Origin of the sequence: Streptosporangium sp. G11, assembly GCF_051192615.1 — a bacterium.
Lineage (GTDB): Bacteria > Actinomycetota > Actinomycetes > Streptosporangiales > Streptosporangiaceae > Streptosporangium.
Genome location: NZ_JBPJUQ010000018.1, coordinates 130,117 through 151,312 on the forward strand (window position 1 = coordinate 130,117; position 21,196 = coordinate 151,312).

Below are 21,196 nucleotides of genomic sequence, written 5' to 3' on the forward strand. Positions count from 1 at the left end.
ACGTCGGCCCGCTCACCGGGGAACCGGGAGCGCCCTCGCCCGGACGCCCGCTCACTTGATCACCAACGAGGAGAGGTAACCGGACAGGTTGCGGGCGACCTCCTCGACGGAGTCGCCGCCGAACTTCTCGATCGCGGAGTCGGCCAGGATCAGCGCGACCATCGCCTCGGCGACGATCGCCGCCGCCGGGACCGCGCACACGTCGGAGCGCTCGTGGTGGGCCTTGGCGGCCTCACCGGTCAGCACGTCGATGGTGGCCAGCGCCCGGGGGACGGTGGAGATCGGCTTCATCGCCGCGCTGACGCGCAGCGGCTCGCCGTTGGTCATGCCGCCCTCGACGCCGCCGGCCCGGTTGGTCATCCGGCGTACGCCGTCGGCGGTGTTCTCGATCTCGTCGTGGGCCAGGGAGCCGGGGCGGCGGGCCGTCTCGAACCCGTCGCCGACGCCGACGCCCTTGATCGCCTGGATGCCCATCAGGCCGGCCGCGAGGCGGGCGTCGAGGCGGCGGTCCCAGTGGGTGTAGCTGCCCAGGCCCGGCGGCAGGCCGTAGGCGATCACCTCGACGACCCCGCCGAGGGTGTCGCCGTCCTTGTGCGCCTTGTCGATCTCGGCGACCATGGCCGCGCTGCCGTCGGGGTCGGCGCAGCGCACCGGGTCGGCGTCGACCGCCTCCAGGTCGGCGGGGCCGGGGACGATGCCCCGGGTGGCGGCGGCCCCGCCGATCGAGACGACGTGGCTGACGATGTCGACGCCGAGGGCCTGCTTGAGGAAGCTCCGCGCCACCTGGCCGAGCGCGACGCGGGCGGCGGTCTCGCGGGCGCTGGCCCTGTCGAGCACCGGGCGGGCGTCGTCGAAGCCGTACTTCTGCATCCCGGCGAGGTCGGCGTGGCCGGGACGGGGGCGGGAACGCGGCGCGTTGCGCGCCTGGCCCTCCAGCACGGCCGGGTCGACGGGGTCGGCGGCCATGACCGTCTCCCACTTGGGCCACTCGGTGTTGCCCACGCGGATGGCGACGGGGCTGCCGAGCGTCCGGCCGTGGCGGACCCCGCCCGCGATGGTCACGACGTCCTGCTCGAACTTCATCCGCGCCCCGCGCCCGTAGCCGAGGCGGCGACGGCGCAGCGCCTCGTCCAGCTGTGCCGTGGTCACCTCCACCCCGGCGGGCAGGCCTTCCAGGATCGCGACGAGCTCGGGGCCGTGGGACTCTCCGGCGGTCAACCAGCGCAACATGCTGACAAGTCTTCCACGTGTCGCCCACTGGAATGGCCTTCGTTCACTGGATGAGACGTCCGCCGATGATCGTCACGCCGGAGGCCGGAGCGGGGGAACGGGGGCGGGGGCGGGCGGCCCGGGAGGTGGGCGATCAGGGGACGGGTGCTCCAAGGGACAGATGGTTCCAAAGGGAGGCGGCCAAGAGGACGGACGCTCCAGGAGGCGGGCGGCCGAAGGGCGGGCACTCCAGGAGGCGGGCGGAGGGCGGGCGCGATCAGGGTCAGAGGGCGGTGAGGACGGCGGCCAGGGCGCCGACGGCCATGAAGGGGCCGAAGGGGATCTCGCTCTTGCGGCCCGCGCGGCGCACGGCCATCAGGGCGGCCCCGTAGAGCCCCCCGGCCAGGAGGCCGAGGAAGGCCCCGGCGACGAGGGTGTCCCAGCCCAGCCAGCCGAGGGCGGTGCCCAGGCTCGCCGCGAACTTGACGTCGCCCAGCCCCATGCCCGCCGGGTTGACCAGGAACAGCACCAGGTAGAAGCCCGCCAGGGCGAGGCCGCCCAGCCCGGCGCCGAGCAGGTCTCCGAGGCGGTCGCCGGCGAGGGCGGACACGGCCAGCGGGGCGGCGGTCCCCAGGTAGGCGGCCAGGGTGAGCCCGTCGGGCAGCCGGTGGACGGCGGCGTCGACGAAGGACAGGGTGACGGCGACCACCGCCAGCCAGCCGAAGGCGAGCAGCTCCCCCGCCCGCCCGACCGTCGTGACCTCCGCCCCCGGCTGCACTCCCGGCCACGCGGCCGTTTCCGCCGCCGCGTCCGGCCACAGCGCCCGCAGCGCGAGAGCGGCCAGCACCGCGGCGGTGACCGCCTCCACCGCCCCGGCCGCGGGCCGGGGGCCGTGCCGCTCACCCCCGGCCCCCGAGTGGCGGGCCACCACGCGCCGCGCCCCGAACCCGATCGCCAGACCCGCCAGGGCCGCCAGCGCGGGGAGGAGCAGAAGGGGCACCGAGGGGCTCATGGAGCCGACCATAATCCGCGCCCCCCTCCCGCGCCGGGGATCGGGGCACTCTCCCCGCTCCCGCCGGGGGCCGAAGTGACCTCGAAGGTCATTGACGGGAACGGTGATGATCACGGAGGCTGGAGGCATCCCTACCCCCGGAGGGCCGGACCGCGTGGACACGGATCGCTTCAGCAAGCTGCCCGCGGTCATCGCGTCACTCGTTCTCCTGCCGGTGCTGCTCGAACTCCTCGCGTGGTACATCGAGGGCGAGGAGTACGACGTGGCCCGCGCGGTCACCGTGATCGTGGTGATCGTGACGCTCGCCCTTATCGCCACCGTGCTCGGCCGGATCAGGGCGCGGCTGCCGGTGCTGCTGGTGGTCGCGCTGACGGTCACCGCGGCGGGCGAGGCGGTGCTGGGGTTCGTCGCGGCGTTCGGCCCCGTGCTCTGGCGGGGCGGGGTGCCCGGCGAGCTGCACGGGCTGGTCACCGCGGGGGTGAGCGCGTTCGCCGTGGCCACCGGCGTCTACCTGCTCGTCCAGTATCAACGGGGCCTCTACCTTCCGTACCTGGAGGCCGGGATGGGCCCGCTGCCCACCGCCACCAAGCGCAGGGTGATCGGCGAGTCGGAGATCCTGATCCGCACCATGCCGAACATCGGCCCCTCGGTGGAGAAGGCGCTGGCCAGCTGCGTGGCCATGGTCGACCAGGACGACCTGCACTTCGTGGCCTACTTCGGCGACCAGAAGTGCCGCTTCTACACCGACGTGCTGGAGGACGCCGACCTGGCCCACTTCTTCCACGAGACCGACCAGGAGGAACGCAGGAAGATCTATCTCCGGGCGGGCAACCAGCTCAACTGGCTCACCCAGCGGCTCAACCGGCAGCTGCGCAGGCTGGAGGGCGGCGTCCTCATCCGCACGGTCCTCGACGTGGAGCGCGGGGCCATGTTCTTCTACTGGATCGACGAGACCCGCTATCTCATCGGGGTGACCCTGGACCAGCGCAAGGTCGACGTCTCCGACGACAAGATGGCCAAGCTCGTGGACACGATCCGCGGGCACTTCACCCTGCCCCCGATCAACCAGCGGGAACGCGTCCCCAAACCCCAGGGACACCTGCGATCCATTCCAAGGAGTGAACGGTGGCCCGAATCGGGCTCTTGATCGTCGTTGTCGGCCTCGGCTGGCTGGCCGCCGACCTGGGCGGTCTGCGCAATCTGGAACACTCGGGCGCGTACGTGCTGTTCAGCAGCCTGCTGCTGGCGATCGGCCTGTACGGAAGCACGCACGGGATCGACCGTGCCGAGGCCAGGGAGCACTCCCGGCTGATCGTGCTCGCGGTCACCGTCGGGGTGCTGCTCAAGGCGGCGTTCATCGCCGGGGTCGTCTATCTCGTCTCCGGCGACCCCCGGGCGCTGATCATGGCGGTGGTGGTGGCCCAGATCGACCCGCTGTCGGTCGCCGGGGTGATGCGGGACGGCCGGCTCTCGAACCAGGCGAAGACGATCCTCGGGGCGTGGTCCTCCTTCGACGACCCGGTGACGATCATCCTGGCCGTCTACGCGGCGGCACTGGTGAGCGGTTCGGGAGGCGGCGGGCTGTCGGCCTCGTACTTCGCCGACCTGGGGTTGAACGTGCTGTTCGCGGGCGCGGTCTACCTGCTGTGGCGGCTGATCAGGAACGCCCCGCCGGCGCTGACCTACGTGACGGCGGCCGGGGCGGTCGTGTCGGCCGCGTGGACCTCCCTCATGCTCGGCCTGGCGACCGCCGGGCTCTATCTGCGCCTGCCCGACTCACGCTGGCTGGGCCGGGCGGTGAGCACGGCGTTCGCGCTGTCGGCGTTCCTGATGGGCCTGCTGCTCGTCGGGGGGACGAACATGGGCATGGGCGTGCTGCTCGGGCTGGCCGCTTACGCCGCGCAGATGGTCGCCGCGCTGGTGCTCACCCACGGCCTGCCGATGATCGACCGGGTGCACCTGGGGCTGGCCCAGCAGAACGGGGTGACGGCGGTGATCCTCGCCCTGGTCTTCGAGCGCGACTTCGGCGGGTTCGTCGCCGTGATCGCCCCGGCGATCCTGACGGTCAACCTCGTCCACGCGGCGGCCAACCGAACCGCCGACGCCTGGGGGGCTCGGCGATCTCTTCCATCCGCGCCACGGTGACGTCGGGGGTCTCGGATCCCAGCCGGTCGAGGGTGCCGGACTCGACCGCGGCGAGCGCCCGCAGGAGGCCGCCCTCGATCACGAAGGGCACCGGGCCCGCGACGTCGACCACCGCGGCGGCGGTGCCCTCGTTGACCGCGGCCTGGCAGACCTGCAGGAGCGTGGCCTGGATGGGCCTGGCGTCGGGGCGCCAGCGCCGCAGCGGCTCCACCCCGGTGAAGGCGAGCACCGCCTCGCGGCCGTCCGCGCCGACGAGCTTCGGGAGAGCCATCTCGCTCTCCTTCTCCTGCCGCAGCCCGTGCTCGCCGATCTCCGACTCCTTGAGCAGGGCGACCACCGGCACGAGCAGCCGGGCCCCGCTCAGCGCGGCGACGACCTCACCGGCCTGCGCCTCCCCCGCGGCGAAGGCCGCGAGCGCGGATGTCACGGCGACGTCGGCGCCACCGTCGTCGCCGGGGACCAGGGGCTGCGGAATGCTCGGCACGAACCGGGAGCCTACCCGCGGCCGGGACCGGAGGACGACCGCCCCGCCCGGCGTGGCGCGGCGCGGCGCGGCCCCGGCCCCTGCCGGGGAGCGTTGGCCCCTGCCGGGGAGCCTTGGCGCGGGCCGCCGCCGGACGTGACGCGTACGCCCGGCGTCACGTCCGGCGGCGCGGCGTACCGGCCCCGGGCTCCCGGACCGGGACACCGAAGCCTGGGCGCCAGGGCCGGGGCACGCCGCGGGCGGCGCGCCGGGGCCGTGCCGCCCGTCAGCCGAGGTCGGCGATGGCGGCCACCGGGCCGCCGCCGCTCGGGCCCTGGTGGACCGCCGCGACCGAGACGAACACGGCCGGGTCCCCGGTGACGCTGGCCGCCACGCCGCCGACGGTGGCCTTGATCTGGCGGTGCCAGTGCACGTCGGAGTCGTCGAGCATGATGTTGCGGCGGCCCCGCACGCTGCCCGACGGGTCGGCCTCGCACTTCATGAAGACGTTGACGAGCCGGTCGCCCAGGTCGGACGGGTGGGGGCGCTCGGGCAGCTCGATGCCGCTGGAGCGGATGGCCTCCCAGATGCCGTCGGCGTCCAGCGCGTCCTTCATGACCGAGTGGCCGATCCGGTACCGGCCGCCGATACCCCGTACGTTGCCGACGACCACGATCTGGGCCCGGTCCAGCTCGACGCCCGAGGAGCACGACGCGACGGAGGAGTAGAGCGACAGGTCGCGGTGGATCTGGTCGGCGGCGGGCATCTCGATCTCACCGAGGGCGACGGCGACGCCGAGGGCGGTGGTGGAGTTGGAGATGTCCATCGACGGGCCGGTGTCCTCGATCACCACGTCCTTGCCGCGCGACTTGGCGTCGTTGATCGTGGACAGGGTGAGCAGAGGGGTCTTGGTCTGGACGTAGTGGACGTCGGCGGGGTCGTCGATCCCGGCGAGCTTCATGGCCTCGCGGACCCCGGCGGCGACCTTCTCCACCATCGCGGGGCGGCCGATGTCCTCGGGCAGGATCACGTCGCTCATCGCGATGCCGACGCTCACCCTCGGCTCGTCGCCCGGCTCGGCGTTCGCGGTAGTGGCGAAGATCGTGGCGTGCGGGCTGAGCACGCCGTCGGTACCGCCCGACCACACCAGCGGCACGCTCTCGGGCGACGGGTGCCCCTTGGCCGCGAGCACCCCGCGAAAGGCCGTGTCGGCCAGGATGCGGGTGTAGTCGTTCACCCCGCCGTTGCCCTCGGTCTTGCCGATCACCGCGAGCACCCGGTGCGCCTCGATCACCCCGTCGTCGATGAGCCGGGCCAGCCCGGAGGCGTCGGTCACACTCTCGATGGGCACCTTGCGCACTTCAATGGGTTCGGGCATCCCTGCCACCTTTCGATCGCGTCGTGTTCACTTTCGCACCACGGTTCCGGTCTCCCCGGTGAGCGCCGCTCCCATGTCCTCCAGGGAGGTGATCACCGATCGGTCGCCGCCCTGCTCGACGAAGCGCAGCGCGGCCTCGACCTTCGGGCCCATGCTGCCCCCGGCGAAGTGCCCGGCGGCGTGCAGCACGCGCAGCTCGGCCGCGGTGACGTGGCCCAGGGGCCGGGCCTCGGGCGTGCCGAACCCGACGACGGCCCCGGGGACGTCGGTCGCGATGACCAGGACCGTGGCCCGCACGGCCCGGGCGAGCACCGCGGCGGCCAGGTCCTTGTCGATCACGGCCTCGACCCCGGCCAGCCGCCCCTCCGCGTCGCGGGTCACGGGCACGCCGCCGCCGCCCGCGGCCACGACGGTGAATCCCGCGGCCGCCAGCGCGGCCACCGCGGGCGCGTCGAGGATCTCCAGCGGCTCGGGGGAGGCCACCACGCGGCGCCAGCCCCGCTCGAAGCGGCGCCAGGTCTGGCCGAGCTCCTCGAAACGGCGTGCCTCCGCCTCGCTGAAGTAGCGGCCGATCGGCTTGACCGGGTCCCGGAAGGCCGGGTCGGCGGGGTCGACGAGCGTACGGGTGACCACGACCGCGGCGCGGCCGTCGAGCGCGTTGAGGATGAGGGTGCCGATGGTGGCCTGCGTCTGCGCCCCGCACCAGTCGAGCGGCACCGGGGGTACGACGTGGGCGGCGAGCTGGTTCTTCAGGATCAGGTTGCCGACCTGGGGGCCGTTGCCGTGGGTGACGGTCACCTGGTGGCCGTCCTCGATGAGCGCGGCGACGTGGCGCATGGCCTGCTCGACCGCGCGGTGCTGGTCGGCCGGCGAGGCGCCGCCGTCGGGCCCGGTCATCGCGTTGCCGCCGAGCGCGATCAGTACTCGTTCACCCACCAGGCCGACGCTAACGGCCTCCCCGTTCCACCTCATGGGCACTTACTGCCCAGGAAGCGCCCTTCCTTCGACACAACCAGCCAACCTCGCTCACCCCATGAGCGTCCTGGCGATCTCCTCGACCACCGGCGCGCGCTGCGGCTGCAGGTAGAAGTGGTCTCCGGGGAAGACCGTCAGGGAGAAGACGGAGCTCGTACGGGCCTCCCACGACTTGGCCTGGACCGGGGTGACCACCGGGTCGGCGTCGCCGACCAGGGCGGAGATCGGCGTGTGCAGCGGAGGCCCGGGACGGTGGCGGTAGGCCTCGGCCAGGCGGAAGTCCGCGCGGACGTAGGGCAGGACGATCTCGCGCATCGCCCGGTGGGACAGGATCTCCACCTCGGTGCCGCCGAGTTTCGCCAGCTCGGCCACGAAGCGGTCGTCGTCGTACTCCGAGATCGCGGGCCTGTCGCGGGGATCGTGCGGCGCTCTCGCGCCCGACACGAACAGCCGCGCCGGGGAGATCCCCCTGGCCTCGAGGCGACGCGTGACCTCGTAGGCGAGCGTCGCCCCCATGCTGTGCCCGAACAGCGCGAAACGCCGGTCCAGCAGCGGCAGCATCGACCGGGTCACCTCGTCGGCCAGCGTGTCCATGTCGTCCGGCAGCGGCTCGGTGAACCGGTCGGCCCTGCCGGGCAGCTGCGTCGCGTGCAGCTCGACGGACGCGGGCAGCAGCTCGGACCACGCGCGGTAGGCGTTGGCCGACCCGCCCGCGTGCGCGAGGCAGAACAGCCGCGTGGTCGCCCCCGGGCGGGGGAAGGCGCAGCGCAACCAGGTCATGCGGCTTCCCCGCTCACTGCCCCATGGCCTTGGTCAGGCTGTTGGGCCGCATGTCGGTCCAGGTGGCCTCGATGTGCTCCAGGCAGGCCTGCCTGGAGCTCTCGCCGAAGGCGACGGTCCATCCGGCCGGGATCTCGGACCGGGCCGGCCAGAGGGAGTACTGGCCCTCGTCGTTGACCAGTGCCAGATAGACGCCCTCGGGGTCCTCGAAGGGGTTGCTGCTCACTCGTGTCCTCTCTGGAAAGCGCGGCGATCTCCGCGACAGGCCCGGGATTCACCATGTTCGCATGCCGCGGACGACCGGGTGATCGCGGATGGCGCCGGGGCCGCCCGGCTCCCGGGGCGTGGTCACGAAGAGGCTCCGCGCGTCGTCCGCGCCCCGGGCGAAGGAAGGTCGTCCGCGCCCCGGGCGAAGGAAGCCGGAACGGCCGTTCCCGACGCACCGCACCGCCGTCACGGCACCGCCGTCACCGCCCTGGCGCCGGGGCGGGACCGGCGCCTCCCACCCCGAGACAGGCCTCGAAGACGATGGTGAGCCGGGCAACCACGGCCTCGTGGTCGGGGGCGTCGACGGCGTCGGGGCCGTAGAGCTGGCGCATCGTGCCGGTGCCGGTGACGAGCGCGGTGGCGACCATCGCCCGGAAGGCCGCGTCGGGACCGGAGAGACGCGCCGACAGGGGCCCCAGGATCGCCGAGCTGACCCGGTCGCGGATGATCTCGTGGATCTCCGGGGCGCTGGACGACCGGATGAGCGCGGCCAGCACCACGCTCCCCTGGTCGGAGCGGAGCCGCTCGGCGACGTACTCGGCCAGGCGGCGGGGCAGCTCCTCCTCGGGGCCCTCCAGGACGCCGGGGAAGCGTCCCTGCATCGCGAGCACCTCGGCGAACAGATCCCGCTTGCTGCCGAAGTAGCGGTTGATCAGCGCGATGTTGGCGTCCGCCTCCGCGGCGATCATCCGCATCGTCACCTGGTCGTACCCCAGGTCGGAGAACAACCGGCGGGCGGCGTCGAGGATGCGCCGCCGGGTGCCCTCTCTGTCGCGCTGCCGTATCTCATCCACCTAGGGATCCTTCCAGATTTGACGAGTAAACAAGCGTCTACTAATTTCATATGTACTGTACATGCATTGGGGGACGGTTCATGCTGACCGAACAACAGATCCAGGCCGAGGCCGCACCTCGTTTCACCCACAAACAGGTGCTGGAGATCCTGGCCGGACTGATGCTCGCCATGCTGACGTCGATGATCTCGACGTCCGTGGTGGGAACCGCGCTGCCGACGATCGTCGGCACGCTCGGCGGTCAGGACCAGCTCGCGTGGGTGGCCAGCGCGACCCTGCTGACCATGACCGCCTCCACCCCGATCTGGGGCAAGCTCTCCGACCTCTACGGCCGCAAGCTCATGTTCCAGGTCTCGCTGGTCGTCTTCGTGCTGTCCTCCATCGCCGCCGGGTTCTCCCAGGACATGGGCCAGCTCATCGCGGCCAGGGCGCTGCAGGGCATCGGCGCCGGCGGCCTCGCCGCACTGCCGCAGATCATCCTCGGCGACGTGGTCGAGCCCCGCGAGCGCGGGCGCTACTCCGGCTACATCGGCGCGGTCTTCGGCGTCTCGACGGTGGCCGGCCCGCTGCTCGGCGGGTTCATCGTGGACAACATGTCCTGGCGCTGGACCTTCTGGTTCTGCGTGCCGCTGGCCGTGGTCGCGTTCTTCGTCATCCAGAAGGTGCTGAAGCTGCCGCTCGTCCGCCGCGACACGAAGGTCGACTGGTGGGGCGCGACCTTCATCACCGGCGGCACCACCGCGCTGATGCTGCTGCTCTCCCTCGGGGGCAAGGAGTTCGGCTGGAACTCCGCGTGGACCTACGGCCTGGGCGCGCTCAGCCTGGTGATGTTCGGCCTCGCCGTCGTCGCCGAGCGCAGGGCCGCCGACCCGATCCTGCCCCCGCACCTGTTCCGCAACCGCACCTTCGTGCTCACGTCCGTCGCGTCCCTGCTGGTCGGCGCGGCGATGTTCGGCGCGCTGATGTTCCTGCCGCAGTATCTGCAGATCGTCAAGGGCATGAGCCCCACCGGCTCGGGCCTGATGACCCTGCCCCTGGTGCTCGGCCTGCTCACCTCCTCGATCCTGACCGGCCGGTTCGTCAGCAGGACGGGCCGCTGGAAGATCTTCCCCGTGGTGGGCATGCTGCTGGTCGGCCTCGGGCTGTTCCTGCTCTCCCGCCTGCACGTCGACAGCTCGCTGGTGATCGTCGGCCTCGACAACGCGGTGCTCGGCGTCGGGCTCGGCGCCTCCATGCAGATCCTGATCCTGGCCACCCAGAACGCGGTGACCCGCGTGGACCTCGCCTCGGCGACCTCCGGGGTGTCGTTCTTCCGCTCTCTCGGCGGCGCGGTGGGCGTCGCGGCCTTCGGCGCGATCCTGTCCAACCGGCTCACCGCGGAGCTGGTCTCCCTCGCGAAGGCGGCGAACCTGCCGCTGAGAGGCGGAGCGGCCCCCAGCCTCGGCTCTCCCGAGGCCATCCACAATCTCCCCGCGCCGATCCTGGAGATCATCCTGGAGGCCTTCACCCGGGCGATGAGCGCGGTCTTCGTGGTCGGCGTCCCGATCGCCCTCCTCGCCGCGGTGGCCGCCCTGATGCTCAAGGAGATCCCCCTGCGCTCGGCGCGAACCCCCGACCCGGTGGCCGCCGCCGACCCGGCCGCCCCGCCGGTCGTCGCGGGCAGGCCGTGACGACCCCCGCGCCGCCCGGGGCCGGCCCGCTCTCCGGCCGGCCCCGGGCCCTTTCACGCCCGCCTCGCGCGAGCGGGCCCTCCGTCTTCCGTGCCTGCTCGTGGTCTTGCCGACGCACGCACGCACGCCTCGCGCGAGCGGCCCCTCCCCCGGACGGGGGCGATCGGCGTGGCGGCGCCACGGGAACGCCCCCCTTCCCCGTCCGAGATCAGAGCCCTGCGCGGGGGAACGGCGGACACGGCCCCCCGCACCGCCGCCCCCGGACGGTGGCCGTCAGAGCGTCCACTTCTGGTTGGCCCAGCCGTTGCAGTTCCACAGCTGCACCTTGGTCCCGTTCGCGTTGATGGTCCCCAGGTCCGCGTCCAGGCAGCGCCCGTTGTACATGCTGTAGATCGTGTGGCTCGTCGCGTCGTAGATCCACTTCTGGTTGGCCCAGCCGTTGCAGTCCCAGAGCTGCACCTTGGTCCCGTTCGCGTTGATGGTCCCGAGATCGGCGTCCAGGCAGCGGCCGTTCTCCTTGCTGTGGATCGTGTGGCTGGACACGTCATAGCTCCACGACTGGTTGTCCCAGCCGTTGCAGCCCCACAGCTGCACCTTGGTCCCGTTCGGGCCGATGGTGCCGAGGTCGGCGTCCAGGCAGCGCCAGTTCTGGTGGCTGCGGATGGGACCCCATGCCGCGGACTCCGAGCCCGAGGCGGTCGCCGCGCCCGGGACGAAGCCCGCGCAACCGAGCGCGACCGCCGCCGCCGACACCAGCACCCTGAATCTCCGTCGCATCGTCGATGCTCTCCTTCCTGCGGATCACGGCAGTGGAGAGCGGCGCGCGTCACCGGGAGGACCCCCGCCCACCCCGGCCCGCCCGCACCGTGCGTACCGCTCCCGCGAGCACGCCCCGATCACTCTCCGCAGCAGAAGGTACACGCAGGGAGATCGGTCGAGGGCGGGAGACACGGCGAGCGGCGTTTCGCGAGGTGGCGGCGTCCTCCCGGCCGTTACCGGGCGCCGTCCCCCTCGGAGAGGCCGGTGGCGCGCTCGGCCGCCGTGATCGCGTTGCGGAACAGCATCGCGACCGTGGTCGGCCCGACCCCGCCGACCCGGGGGGTGATGGCCCCGGCCACCCGCGCGCAGGACTCGTCGACGTCGGGCAGCAGGCGCCTGCCCTCGTAACGCACCCCGCCGCCGATGACGACGGCGCCGGGCTTGACGTGCTCGGGCCGGACGATCCCCGGCACGCCCGCGGCGGCGACCAGGACGTCGGCGCGCCGCGTGTAGCGGGGCCAGTCGCTCACGCCGGTGTGGACGACGGTGACGGCGGCGTTCGCCGTCGGGCGCTTTTGCGCGAGGAGGATCGACAGAGGACGGCCGAGCGTGGCCCCCCGCCCGAGGACGACCACCTCCCGGCCCGCCACCGGGATGTCGTAGTACGCGAGCAGCGCCTCGATCCCGGCGGGCGTGCACGGCAGCGGGCCCGGGAGCTCCAGCGCCAGCCGCCCGATGTTGAGCGGGTGCATGCCGTCGACGTCCTTGTCCGGGTCCATGACCTGCAGGGCCCGGTCGTAGTCGAGGTGCTTGGGGACGGGGTGCTGCACGAGCAGCCCGTGCACCGCCGGGTCGTCGTTGAAGGCGGTGATGACCGCGTGCAGGTCCGCCTGGGTGGCGCTCGCGGGCAGGTGCTCGTGCGGCGAGGCGAAGCCGAGCTCGGCGGCCTGCCGCTGCTTGATGCGGATGTATCCGGCGCTGGCGTCGTCGTCGCCGACCAGGACCGTCGCGAGGCTCGGGATGACGCCCCGGCCGGTCAGCGCGGCCACTCGCGTGGCCACGTCGGCGAGGATCCTCGCGGCGACCGGGCCGCCGGGGAGGAGCCTGGCGGACGACGCGCTCTCGGACTCGGGACCGTTCGATGCGGGCTGGGACATGCGCGTCCTCTCGGCGTGGGCGCCCAGGCGGTCGACTCCCACGACGGGCTCCCCGATGGTTGATGCCATCCCCTTGCCGCCAGTCGCGTCACCCCCAGGATGCCCGATCAACCCCTCGAAGGTCGAACCACCCCCGCCGACACGCCCGTACGGTCCCCGCGCTCCCCGTCCCCTGTGCGGTCCCGCGCTCCCCGTCCCGTATGTCTTCCCGCGCTCCCGGCTCGACGGGCCGGTCCCGCGGCCGTGGGAGGGCCGCCTCCTCAGGAGGTGGCGCCCCCGGCCGCGCCGAGCCCGGCCAGGCGGCTCACCGCCTCGTCGATGACCTCGTCCCGCTTGCAGAAGGCGAAGCGGACGAAGTGGCTCCCGCGCTCGGGGCGGGCGTAGAAGACCTGGGTCGGGATGGCGACCACGCCCGCCAGCGACGGCAGCTCGCGGGTCAGGGCGAGGCCGTCGGTGAAGCCCAGGGGACGGATGTCGGTCTGCACGAAGTACGTGCCCGCGGAGCGGTAGACCTCGAAGCCCGCCGCGGACAGCCCCGCCGTCAGGCGGTCGCGCTTGGACTCCAGGGCCGCCCGCAGGGAGGAGACCCAGTCGAGCTCGTGGCGCAGGCCGTGGGCGACGGCGAGCTGCCAGGGCGCGGCGGCGGTGAAGGTGAGGAACTGCTTGACGGTCTGCGCGGCCCTGACGAGCTCGGGCGGCGCGCAGATCCAGCCCGTCTTCCAGCCGGTGACCGAGAAGGTCTTGCCCGCGGAGGAGATCATCACGGTGCGCTCGCGCATGCCCGGCAGGGTGGCCATCGGCACGTGCTCGGCGCCGTCGAAGGTGAGGTGCTCGTAGACCTCGTCGGTGACGGCCACCAGGTCGCGCTCCTGGCACAAATGGGCGATCTCGTCCAACTCGGCGCGGGTGAAGACGGTGCCGGTGGGGTTGTGCGGGGAGTTGACCAGGACGGCCCGGGTGCGCGGCCCGGCTGCGGCGCGCAACTCGGCGGGGTCGAAGGTGAAGCGGCCCTCGACCGGGCGCAGGGTGACCGGCCGGAGCACGGCCCCGGCGAGGGCGACGGCGGCGGCGTAGGAGTCGTAGTACGGCTCGAAGGCGATCACCTCGTCGCCGGGCTCGCACAGCGCGAGGATCGTCGCGGCGATGGCCTCGGTGGCGCCGACGGTCACGAGGATCTCGCCGTCGGGGTCGTAGTCGAGCCCGTAGTGGTCCTTGCGGTGCTCGGAGACGGCCTGGCGCAGCTCGGGCACGCCCGGCCCCGGCGGGTACTGGTTGGAGCCCTCGCGGATCGCCGACACCGCGCGCTCCAGCATCGCGGCGGGCCCGTCGGTGTCGGGGAAGCCCTGCCCGAGGTTGATCGAGCCGGTCCGCAGGGCCAGCGCCGACATCTCGGCGAAGATGGTCGTGCCGAACTCGCGCATTCGCGCCACCAGAGGATCGCTCACACGCTCCAGCGTAGTCCCGCTCTCCCGTGGCCTCGCGTGGTCATCGCCGTATCCCCATGGAGAACGCCCTCTCCGGGACGCGTCCTTTCCGGAGAACATCCCGGGCTGGCCGGGGGGCGTGATTAACCGGCGTTCGCCGGGAGTGGCCGGAAAACCGGCGGGAACACGTCCGGGAAAGGGGCCTGGAGGGCATTCGGGAAAGCATTGCGGAAATCATTCGCCGAACGGCCGGAAAACGACCGGAAACATGTCTCGTGAATCGAGCCCCGGTGACGCCCGTCGAGAAGTCATCCGATTGTCGATCGCGTCACCGCGCCATTGGAAGACAGGCCGGAACGACATTTGACCAAAGTAGCGGTGACGCGAGGGAAATCTCCGCCGCCACCGCGAGAGCACCGCCAGAAGGACGGACCACCCGCGATTCCACGGCGCATCCGGGCGCCGGACGCGCGGACACGCCCCGGGCACGCCCCGGCGGCGGCCACGGCGGGATCCCGGCCGGAACCGGCGGGACCGGCTCGCGGCCACCGCGCCCACCCTCGCGGGAAGCCGGGCTCCCCTTTCGCCGGAGTCCGAGATACGGACGTAACACGCGACCCCGAATGCCCTGGTCGCTCTCGCCTCCGCAAATACGGCCGACCGCAAATATCCCGGTGGTGAATCCCCGTCCCGTAGATCACAGAAACCCTCTCTCCGTGGTGATGATCCGACGTAGGGTGAACACGAGGTCTCGGGAAACCACCGGCGGGGACGACTGACAGATGGTGAACAGCGAGAAGAGCGCGAAGACCCCGCCTCCGGCGGACACCGGCGGCTCGACGGAACGCGCCTGGCAGATGGTGACGGCTTTCTCCAACGCCCTCGTCCAGACGCTGCTCGTGCTTCTCGCCCTCTCCATTTCCACGGTCTCGAAAGTGGCCCTGGTCCTCGGGATTCTCGCCCTGACGGCGCTGACCATTTTTCCCGGTCACCTGCTGAAAAGCACCGCCTGGCTGCGCCGTGCGGTTCCGGAGCGGTTGTACGGCCTTCTCGGAGTGCTTTCCCAGTGGGTGCGCCAGGACGTCTGGTGGCTTCTCTCCACCGGCGTCCTGGTCACCGTCGTCGTCACCCTGGCCGTCGTTCCCAAGGACGAGCCGTGGGTCACCTGCCAGATCCCCGACGAGATCACGCTCCTGGCGTCCGATGAGACCTCCCCCGCCATCCGGCGCGCGGCCGGGGAGTTCATGGCGGGGAAGGTCGACTGGTGGGGCTGCCGGCAGATGAACATCAACGTCAGCGGGCTGCGCGCCGACGAGGTGCGAGACCGGCTGGGCGACTGGAGCTTACCCGTCCAGCCGGCGACCGGGCCGGTGGCGGAGCGGATGGCGAGGAAGCCCCCGGGCGCCCGGCCCGACGGGTGGATCGCCGACTCCCTCCAGGAGATCGACTACATGGACCGGGGCACGGATGGCATGCCGGCGTTCGGCGAGCGGACGGTCGTCGCGACCTCACCGCTGGTCGTCGCCGCGCCGGAGAGGCTCGCCGAGGAGCTCACCGAGGGCGGCAGGAAGCCGGGAGACCGCGGCTGGGCCGACCTGCTGCGGAGCAGGCCCGGCGCCCGGCAGCAGGTCGTACGCACCCACCCGCTGGCCTCCAACGTCGGCCTGATGGCCACGGCCGCCGCCCCCGGCCCCTCGGAGGGGCTGTCCAGGAAGGTGCGGCCGGGCGACAACGTCCGCGACGTGATGTGCCGGTACGCGGGCTCCCTCGACACCTCCGCGATGGTCCTGACCGAGCAGCAGTTCTACGAGCTCGGCGTCACCCGGTCGGGCGCCGACCCCGCACTCCCCGCGTCGGGCGGCTGCGCCGTCCCCGGCACGAACGGCAGGTGGCCGTCGCCGGGCGCCGCCTCCGCGCCGGGAAAGGCCGGGGAGAGGCCTCCGCAGCTGGCCGCCGTCTACCCGAGGGGCGGCCACGCCATGCGGTACGCGTGCGTCTCCAAGCGGTGGCCCGACCTGAGGCGGCCCCCGGCCGTCGAGCGGACGGTCGAGGAGTTCTGCGACTTCCTGCGGGAGGCCCTCCCCCGCTACGGATTCCGTGACGCCGAGGGCCGTCTGAACGTCGGGAGGCTGCCGGTGAAGGTGCCCGGGTTGAGGAGTGACGCGCCGGTGGCGGCGAGCTGGAAGCCGGACATCCCCAAGCTGCTGTACAAGCTGGCGACCCCCCTCGCGGACCACGTCCTCGTCGTGGTCGACGTCTCCGGCTCGATGGCGCGCAACAAGGTGAACGACGGCAGGTCACGGCTGGAGGCGGCCATCCAGGTGGCCCAGCTCGCCGTCACGTCCAAGCGCGGGGAGCGGACCACGGGAATCATGACGTTCTTCCCCGACGACGACCACGCCGTCCCCCTCGCGCCCGTCGGCGACGAGGGAAAGGCCCTCGCCGGCAGGCTCACCGCCGTCCAGCACGCCTACCGGGGTGGTTCGCGCCCCGATCCCCCGATGCGCCCCGTCATCAAGAAGGCGCTCGACCAGATGGAAGGCACCGGTGACCCGCAGGAGCGGAAGGCCGTGCTCCTGCTCACCGACGGAGGAAACCCCAGGGGGCTGACCGCCGAGGACATCGAAGGACACGGCGGTGTCCGCCTGCTGATGCTCTCCTTCGACCTGCACGGCTGCGACACGTCCCCGCTGCCGGAACTCAGGGACCAGGACCTGATGTCCTGCTACGACGCGAGCACCGACCCCGACCAGAAGCTGGACGACGCGTTCACCGAACTCAGGACGGTCACCGGATGAGCCGCCCCACGCCGTCCACGCCGTCCACGCCGTTCTCACCGCCCACGCCTGGCGAGGCGGGCGGGCGGGGCACGTCCTCCGGGGCGGAGCCGGTCGGCCGCGGGGTGATCCTTCTCCTCCTGCTGCTGGTCTGCTTTCCCTCCCTCGCGGCGAGCGCCGCGCCGACGCCGCCTCCCGGACCGCCCAGGGACGACTGCGTCCTGCGCATCGCCAGCGGCGCCGACGTCTCGGGAGGGGCTCGCGAGCGGGCGCTCGAAGCCGTCTGGAACGGCATCGAGGGCAGGCCCCGGGCGTGCTTCGTGGCGATCTCCTCGGTCGCGGACGAGCAGCGCAGCGCGATGATCTCGGCCGCCCAGGCGAAGGCCGGGCACTACGACGTGTACAACCTCGACATCCAGTGGATCCCCGAGTTCGCCGAGGAGGGCTACCTGCGCCCGATCGACGCCGCCGCGCACGACGGGACCAACGATTTCCTCTCCCGGATCTGGTCCGCGGGCGCCTGGGAGGGCGTCCAGTACGCGGTGCCGTTCAACACCGACGTGGGACTGCTCTACTACCGCGACGACCTGCGGACACCGGCGAACTGGCAGGACATGACCGGCCTCGCGAAGGCACGCCGCGCCGGACCCGATCCCACCGCCCTCGGACTCGCCGGGCAGTTCGCCTCCTACGAGGGGCTCACGGTCAACGCCCTGGAGGCGATCTGGGCCAACGGCGGCAACGTGGTCGACGCGGACGGCCACGTGGTGATCACCCAGAAGGAGGGTGTGGAGGCCGTCGGACGGCTCATCGAGACGGTGAGGGCCGGGGTGATCTCCGGGGAGACCCTCGGCAGCACGGAGGCGGAGTCACTGACCGCCTTCCGCGAGAGGCACGCGCTGTTCCTGCGGCACTGGCCCTACGCCCACGAGGTGCTCTCCGGAGAGCGCAAGTCGGGCGGGGTCGCCTTCCGCGCGGCGCCGCTGCCCTGGCAGGGAGTCCTCGGCGGCCAGTACCTCGCCGTCTCCAGGCACACCGCACGGCGCGACGTCGCGCAGCGGCTGGTGGCGGCGCTGACCGGCGGGGAGGCGGCCAGGCTGCTCTACCACTGCGGCGGGTTCGCCCCGGCCAGGGTCTCCGCCCTCTACACGCGGGCGAGGACCGGCTGCGACGGCCCGGGACCCGCGGCTACCCCGCCCGAACCCGCCTCCACGTCCGGGTCCGGATCCGCCCCGTCCCCCACCGCCGAACCGGAGTCGGAGAGCGTACGGCCCGAGACGCTGCTGCGCGCGCTGACGCAGGCCAGGGCCCGCCCGCCCTCCCCGTACTACAACGAGTTCAGCCGGGTCTTCCGCACGGAGGTCCACGAGCTGCTCGGCTGCTGGTCGCTCGGACGCAAGGGCTGCGAGGACGCGAAGAAGTTCACGGCCGGCCTCGCCCCCAAGCTGAGAAAGGCGCTGGCCGGAGGCTGACCGGGCCGGGCGCGGACACCCTCGTCTCCGATGCCGAGGCCCTCGGCATGCTCCGGCTGTTACGGTTTCCTGGACGTGAGGAGGGCCGTGGGAGTGCTGGTGGTTCACGGAGCCTGGGTGAGAGACAGGCTGGCGCTCTGGGCGGAAGCCCCGGCCGACCCCGCGGCGAGCACCTCGCGGGCGAAGGTCCGCCCCCACCCGTTCGCGGCCCCGGAGGCAGGTCTCCTCGACGGCCTGGCGCTCTGGGGGGACGGCGCGGCGTCGGCCGCGGGCAAGGCGGTCACGGACGAGCTCGTCCTGCTCCTGCCGAGTTCGGCGCGGAGCCCGCTGCCCTCTCCCGAGTCGGGGGCGGAGATCACCGCGCGGCGGCCGAAGATCGGCTCCTGGAGGGTGCCCGCCCTGCTGGTCGAGCCGGGCGCGGCGCTGGAGCTGCTCGGCCGCGTCGACGAGATGGCCCGTCTCCCCGCGGAGGCGTACGAACCCGACGAGCTTTTCGGGGAGACACACAGACTCGACGAGCTTCCCGCCGGGGCGTACGAACCTGAGACGGTGTCCGCCGGGACGTACGAACCCGGAGAGGTGTCCGGAGAGACGCGCCGGCCGGGCGAGTCCCCTGGCGAGTTTCCTGAGAACGCCCGGCGGACGCCGATCCCGGGAGCCTCCCTGCGGTATCTCGCCGCCGTCGCGACGTACGCCCGCGAGCTGGTCCGCGGCGGCCGGGTGCTGCCCCAGCTCGTCACCGAGGGCGACGGCCACGCGGCGCGGTGGCGTCCGGTGCCGACCGGCCCTCACGCCGCCCGCTTCCGCGATCTCGCCACCGCCATGCCTCCCGTCTGCCGGGCGGTCGCCGAGGAGCGGCCCTCCGCCCACGTGCTGAGCGAGGCCCTGGCCTGCCTGTCCGACGCGGCGGTACGGCGAGCGCTCCCCGACCGCCTGCTCGGTGGCCGCCGGCCGGGGGCTCGCGGCCCCCTCACGGACCGCTGGGTGGTCGCCCTCACGGGAGAGGACGCCACGCTTCCCGGCCTGACGCGAGCGGCGGCGGACGAGCTGGCCGAGCCGCTCCGGGAGTGGTTCAGGTCGGCACACCTGCTCGACGCTCCGGTGCGGGTCTGCTTCCGTCTGACCGAACCCGAACCCGAACCCGACACCTATGCCGACGCCGACGCCGACGCCGAACTTGACACCGACACCGACACCGATGCCGAGCCCGCACCCGAAACCGGGCCCGAATCCGTACCCGGCTCGCAGTCCGGACCCGGACCCGGACCCCGACCGGATGGCGGCCTCGTCGCGGAGCGCGGGGGGCAACCGCGATCCGATCCGCCGCAGGACGACTCGGCCTGGCGGGTGGAGTTCGCCGTCCAGTCGGCGGAGGATCCAAGCCTCTACCTGCCCGCGCCGCTCATCTGGGCCGGTGAGACCGCCCCCGGCCTGCCCGCCCGCCCCGAGGAGACACTGCTGGCGGGGCTCGGCCGGTCGGCGCGGCTCTACCCGGAGGTGGAGGAGGCACTGCGCGGTCCCCGGCCGTCGGAGCTCGTCCTCGACACGGCGGGCGCGTTCGCGTTCCTCCGCCACGCCGCTCCGCTCCTGCAGTCGGCCGGGTTCGGCGTACAGCTGCCCGCCTGGGCCGGAAAGACGAGGCTGGGGCTCAGGCTCACGACCCGCTCGCAGAAGACCGGCCCCGGAGCGGCCTCCGACCAGGGGTTCGGGCTGCGCCAGCTCGTGGACTTTCGCATGGACCTGGCGATCGGCGACGAGACGGTCAGCGAGGAGGAGCTGGCCGAGCTGGCCAGGCTCAAGGTGCCGCTGGTCCGGGTACGGGGCCGATGGGTCGAGCTGGACGACCGGCAGCTGAGCGCGGCGCTGGAGGCGTTCGAGAGGCGCCGGGCGGGCGAGATGACGGTCGGCGAGGTGATCCAGGAGGTCGTTCAGGGCGGTGAGGAGGAGTTGCCGATCGTCGGAGTGGACGCCGACGGCCTGCTCGGCGACCTGCTGTCCGGCGAGGCCGATCGCCGCCTCGAACCGCTCCCGACCCCGGCCGGTTTCCACGGCGAGCTCCGGCCGTACCAGGAGCGCGGCCTGTCGTGGCTCGCCTTCATGTCGGACGTCGGGCTCGGCGGCGTCCTCGCGGACGACATGGGGCTGGGCAAGACCCCGCAGACCCTGTCCCTGCTTCTCAGCGAGCGCGCGGCGGGTGACCGGCCGGGAGCGACCCTGCTGGTCTGCCCGATGTCGCTGCTCGGCAACTGGCAGAAGGAGGCCGCCAGGTTCGCCCCGTCCCTGGACCTCTACTCCCACCACGGCGCCGCCCGGCTGCGCGGGGAGGAGCTGGCCCGGCGGGTGGAGGAGGCGGATCTCGTGCTCACCACCTACGGCACCGCCCTGCGGGATCGGGAGGCCCTGGCGGACCAGGTCTGGTCGAGGGTCGTCTGCGACGAGGCGCAGGCGATCAAGAACAGCGCCGCCGGGCAGGCGCGGGCCGTACGGTCGATCCCGGCGAGGAGCAGGTTCGCGCTGACGGGCACGCCGGTGGAGAACCATCTGGCGGAGCTCTGGTCGATCATGGAGTTCTGCAATCCCGGCCTGCTCGGCCCGGCCAGGACGTTCAGGAAGCGCTATCAGGAGCCGATCGAACGCGACGGCGACACCGTGGCGACGGCCGCGCTCAGACGCGCCACCGGGCCGTTCGTGCTGCGGCGGCTCAAGACCGACCGCTCAATCATCTCCGACCTGCCGGACAAGATGGAGATGAAGATCTGGTGCAATCTCACGCCCGAGCAGGCGACCCTCTACCAGGCCGTGGTCGAGGACATGATGGCCAAGATCGCCGACAGCGAGGGCATCGAGCGGCGTGGCAACGTGCTGGCGACCATGACGAAGCTCAAGCAGGTCTGCAACCACCCGGCCCAGCTGC

At 72.6% G+C, this 21,196-nt stretch carries 17 protein-coding genes and 1 riboswitch; of the genes, 6 read left to right on the plus strand and 11 right to left on the minus strand.

Features of this window, described 5'->3' with window-relative positions:
* Nucleotides 1–51 precede the first annotated feature (51 nt).
* Nucleotides 52–1,230 carry a chorismate synthase gene (gene aroC, locus ACSDR0_RS19465; RefSeq protein WP_435290254.1) on the minus strand — a complete coding sequence of 393 codons (1,179 nt, stop codon included), beginning with the start codon at nt 1,228–1,230 and terminating at the stop codon, nt 52–54.
* A 262-nt stretch (nt 1,231–1,492) separates the two neighbouring features.
* Nucleotides 1,493–2,221 carry a prepilin peptidase gene (locus ACSDR0_RS19470; RefSeq protein ID WP_435290255.1) on the minus strand — a complete coding sequence of 243 codons (729 nt, stop codon included), beginning with the start codon at nt 2,219–2,221 and terminating at the stop codon, nt 1,493–1,495.
* A 154-nt stretch (nt 2,222–2,375) separates the two neighbouring features.
* On the opposite strand from ACSDR0_RS19470, the gene ACSDR0_RS19475 reads away from it, so the two are divergent.
* The gene (locus tag ACSDR0_RS19475; RefSeq protein ID WP_435290256.1) at nt 2,376–3,368 is read left to right on the plus strand and encodes a hypothetical protein; all 993 of its coding nucleotides are present in this window, start codon (nt 2,376–2,378) and stop codon (nt 3,366–3,368) included.
* The gene (locus ACSDR0_RS19480; RefSeq protein WP_435290257.1) at nt 3,347–4,366 is read left to right on the plus strand and encodes a hypothetical protein; all 1,020 of its coding nucleotides are present in this window, start codon (nt 3,347–3,349) and stop codon (nt 4,364–4,366) included. Before ACSDR0_RS19475 ends, ACSDR0_RS19480 begins: the two co-directional genes overlap by 22 nt.
* Here the strand turns inward: ACSDR0_RS19480 and ACSDR0_RS19485 are convergent.
* The 6 genes from ACSDR0_RS19485 to ACSDR0_RS19510 all read right to left on the minus strand — a co-directional run bounded on the left by ACSDR0_RS19485 (nt 4,287) and on the right by ACSDR0_RS19510 (nt 9,023).
* Nucleotides 4,287–4,850 (minus strand): SseB family protein, encoded by a 564-nt coding sequence (locus tag ACSDR0_RS19485; RefSeq protein WP_435290258.1) that lies wholly within the window; start codon nt 4,848–4,850, stop codon nt 4,287–4,289. The genes ACSDR0_RS19480 and ACSDR0_RS19485 overlap by 80 nt on opposite strands.
* A 265-nt stretch (nt 4,851–5,115) precedes the next feature.
* Nucleotides 5,116–6,207, minus strand: coding sequence for a ring-opening amidohydrolase (locus ACSDR0_RS19490; protein ID WP_435290259.1), 1,092 nt, complete (start codon nt 6,205–6,207; stop codon nt 5,116–5,118).
* A 27-nt stretch (nt 6,208–6,234) separates the two neighbouring features.
* Nucleotides 6,235–7,143: a carbamate kinase gene (locus ACSDR0_RS19495; RefSeq protein ID WP_435290260.1), complete on the minus strand. Its 909-nt coding sequence runs from the start codon at nt 7,141–7,143 to the stop codon at nt 6,235–6,237.
* A 90-nt stretch (nt 7,144–7,233) separates the two neighbouring features.
* On the minus strand, nt 7,234–7,962 hold the full coding sequence (locus ACSDR0_RS19500) for a thioesterase II family protein (protein ID WP_435290261.1): 729 nt from the start codon (nt 7,960–7,962) through the stop codon (nt 7,234–7,236).
* Nucleotides 7,963–7,975: 13 nt separating this feature from the next.
* The gene (locus ACSDR0_RS19505) at nt 7,976–8,188 is read right to left on the minus strand and encodes an MbtH family protein (RefSeq protein ID WP_435290262.1); all 213 of its coding nucleotides are present in this window, start codon (nt 8,186–8,188) and stop codon (nt 7,976–7,978) included.
* Nucleotides 8,189–8,429: 241 nt separating this feature from the next.
* Nucleotides 8,430–9,023: a TetR family transcriptional regulator gene (locus tag ACSDR0_RS19510; RefSeq protein WP_435290263.1), complete on the minus strand. Its 594-nt coding sequence runs from the start codon at nt 9,021–9,023 to the stop codon at nt 8,430–8,432.
* A gap of 80 nt (nt 9,024–9,103) precedes the next feature.
* Here ACSDR0_RS19510 and ACSDR0_RS19515 point away from each other — a divergent pair, with 80 nt between their 5' ends.
* Nucleotides 9,104–10,693, plus strand: coding sequence for an MDR family MFS transporter (locus ACSDR0_RS19515; RefSeq protein WP_435290264.1), 1,590 nt, complete (start codon nt 9,104–9,106; stop codon nt 10,691–10,693).
* Between the two features lie 273 nt (nt 10,694–10,966).
* Here ACSDR0_RS19515 and ACSDR0_RS19520 read toward each other — a convergent pair whose 3' ends face one another.
* The 3 genes from ACSDR0_RS19520 to ACSDR0_RS19530 all read right to left on the minus strand — a co-directional run bounded on the left by ACSDR0_RS19520 (nt 10,967) and on the right by ACSDR0_RS19530 (nt 14,054).
* Nucleotides 10,967–11,470, minus strand: a complete 504-nt coding sequence (locus ACSDR0_RS19520) for a ricin-type beta-trefoil lectin domain protein (protein ID WP_435290265.1) — start codon at nt 11,468–11,470, stop codon at nt 10,967–10,969.
* A 215-nt stretch (nt 11,471–11,685) separates the two neighbouring features.
* A complete protein-coding gene (locus tag ACSDR0_RS19525) occupies nt 11,686–12,609 on the minus strand; it encodes a bifunctional 5,10-methylenetetrahydrofolate dehydrogenase/5,10-methenyltetrahydrofolate cyclohydrolase (protein ID WP_435290271.1) in 924 nt (307 codons plus the stop codon).
* Nucleotides 12,610–12,623: 14 nt separating this feature from the next.
* A riboswitch (ZMP/ZTP riboswitch) is annotated at nt 12,624–12,706 on the minus strand.
* A 163-nt stretch (nt 12,707–12,869) separates the two neighbouring features.
* Nucleotides 12,870–14,054: a pyridoxal phosphate-dependent aminotransferase gene (locus ACSDR0_RS19530; protein WP_435290266.1), complete on the minus strand. Its 1,185-nt coding sequence runs from the start codon at nt 14,052–14,054 to the stop codon at nt 12,870–12,872.
* A 761-nt stretch (nt 14,055–14,815) separates the two neighbouring features.
* On the opposite strand from ACSDR0_RS19530, the gene ACSDR0_RS19535 reads away from it, so the two are divergent.
* The 3 genes from ACSDR0_RS19535 to ACSDR0_RS19545 form a co-directional block, all read left to right on the plus strand.
* Nucleotides 14,816–16,831, plus strand: coding sequence for a VWA domain-containing protein (locus ACSDR0_RS19535; protein ID WP_435290267.1), 2,016 nt, complete (start codon nt 14,816–14,818; stop codon nt 16,829–16,831).
* Nucleotides 16,828–18,282, plus strand: a complete 1,455-nt coding sequence (locus ACSDR0_RS19540) for an extracellular solute-binding protein (RefSeq protein ID WP_435290268.1) — start codon at nt 16,828–16,830, stop codon at nt 18,280–18,282. Before ACSDR0_RS19535 ends, ACSDR0_RS19540 begins: the two co-directional genes overlap by 4 nt.
* Before the next feature lie 117 nt (nt 18,283–18,399).
* Nucleotides 18,400–21,196, plus strand: a 2,797-nt coding sequence (locus tag ACSDR0_RS19545; RefSeq protein ID WP_435290269.1) for a DEAD/DEAH box helicase, incomplete at its 3' end; no start/stop codon positions are given.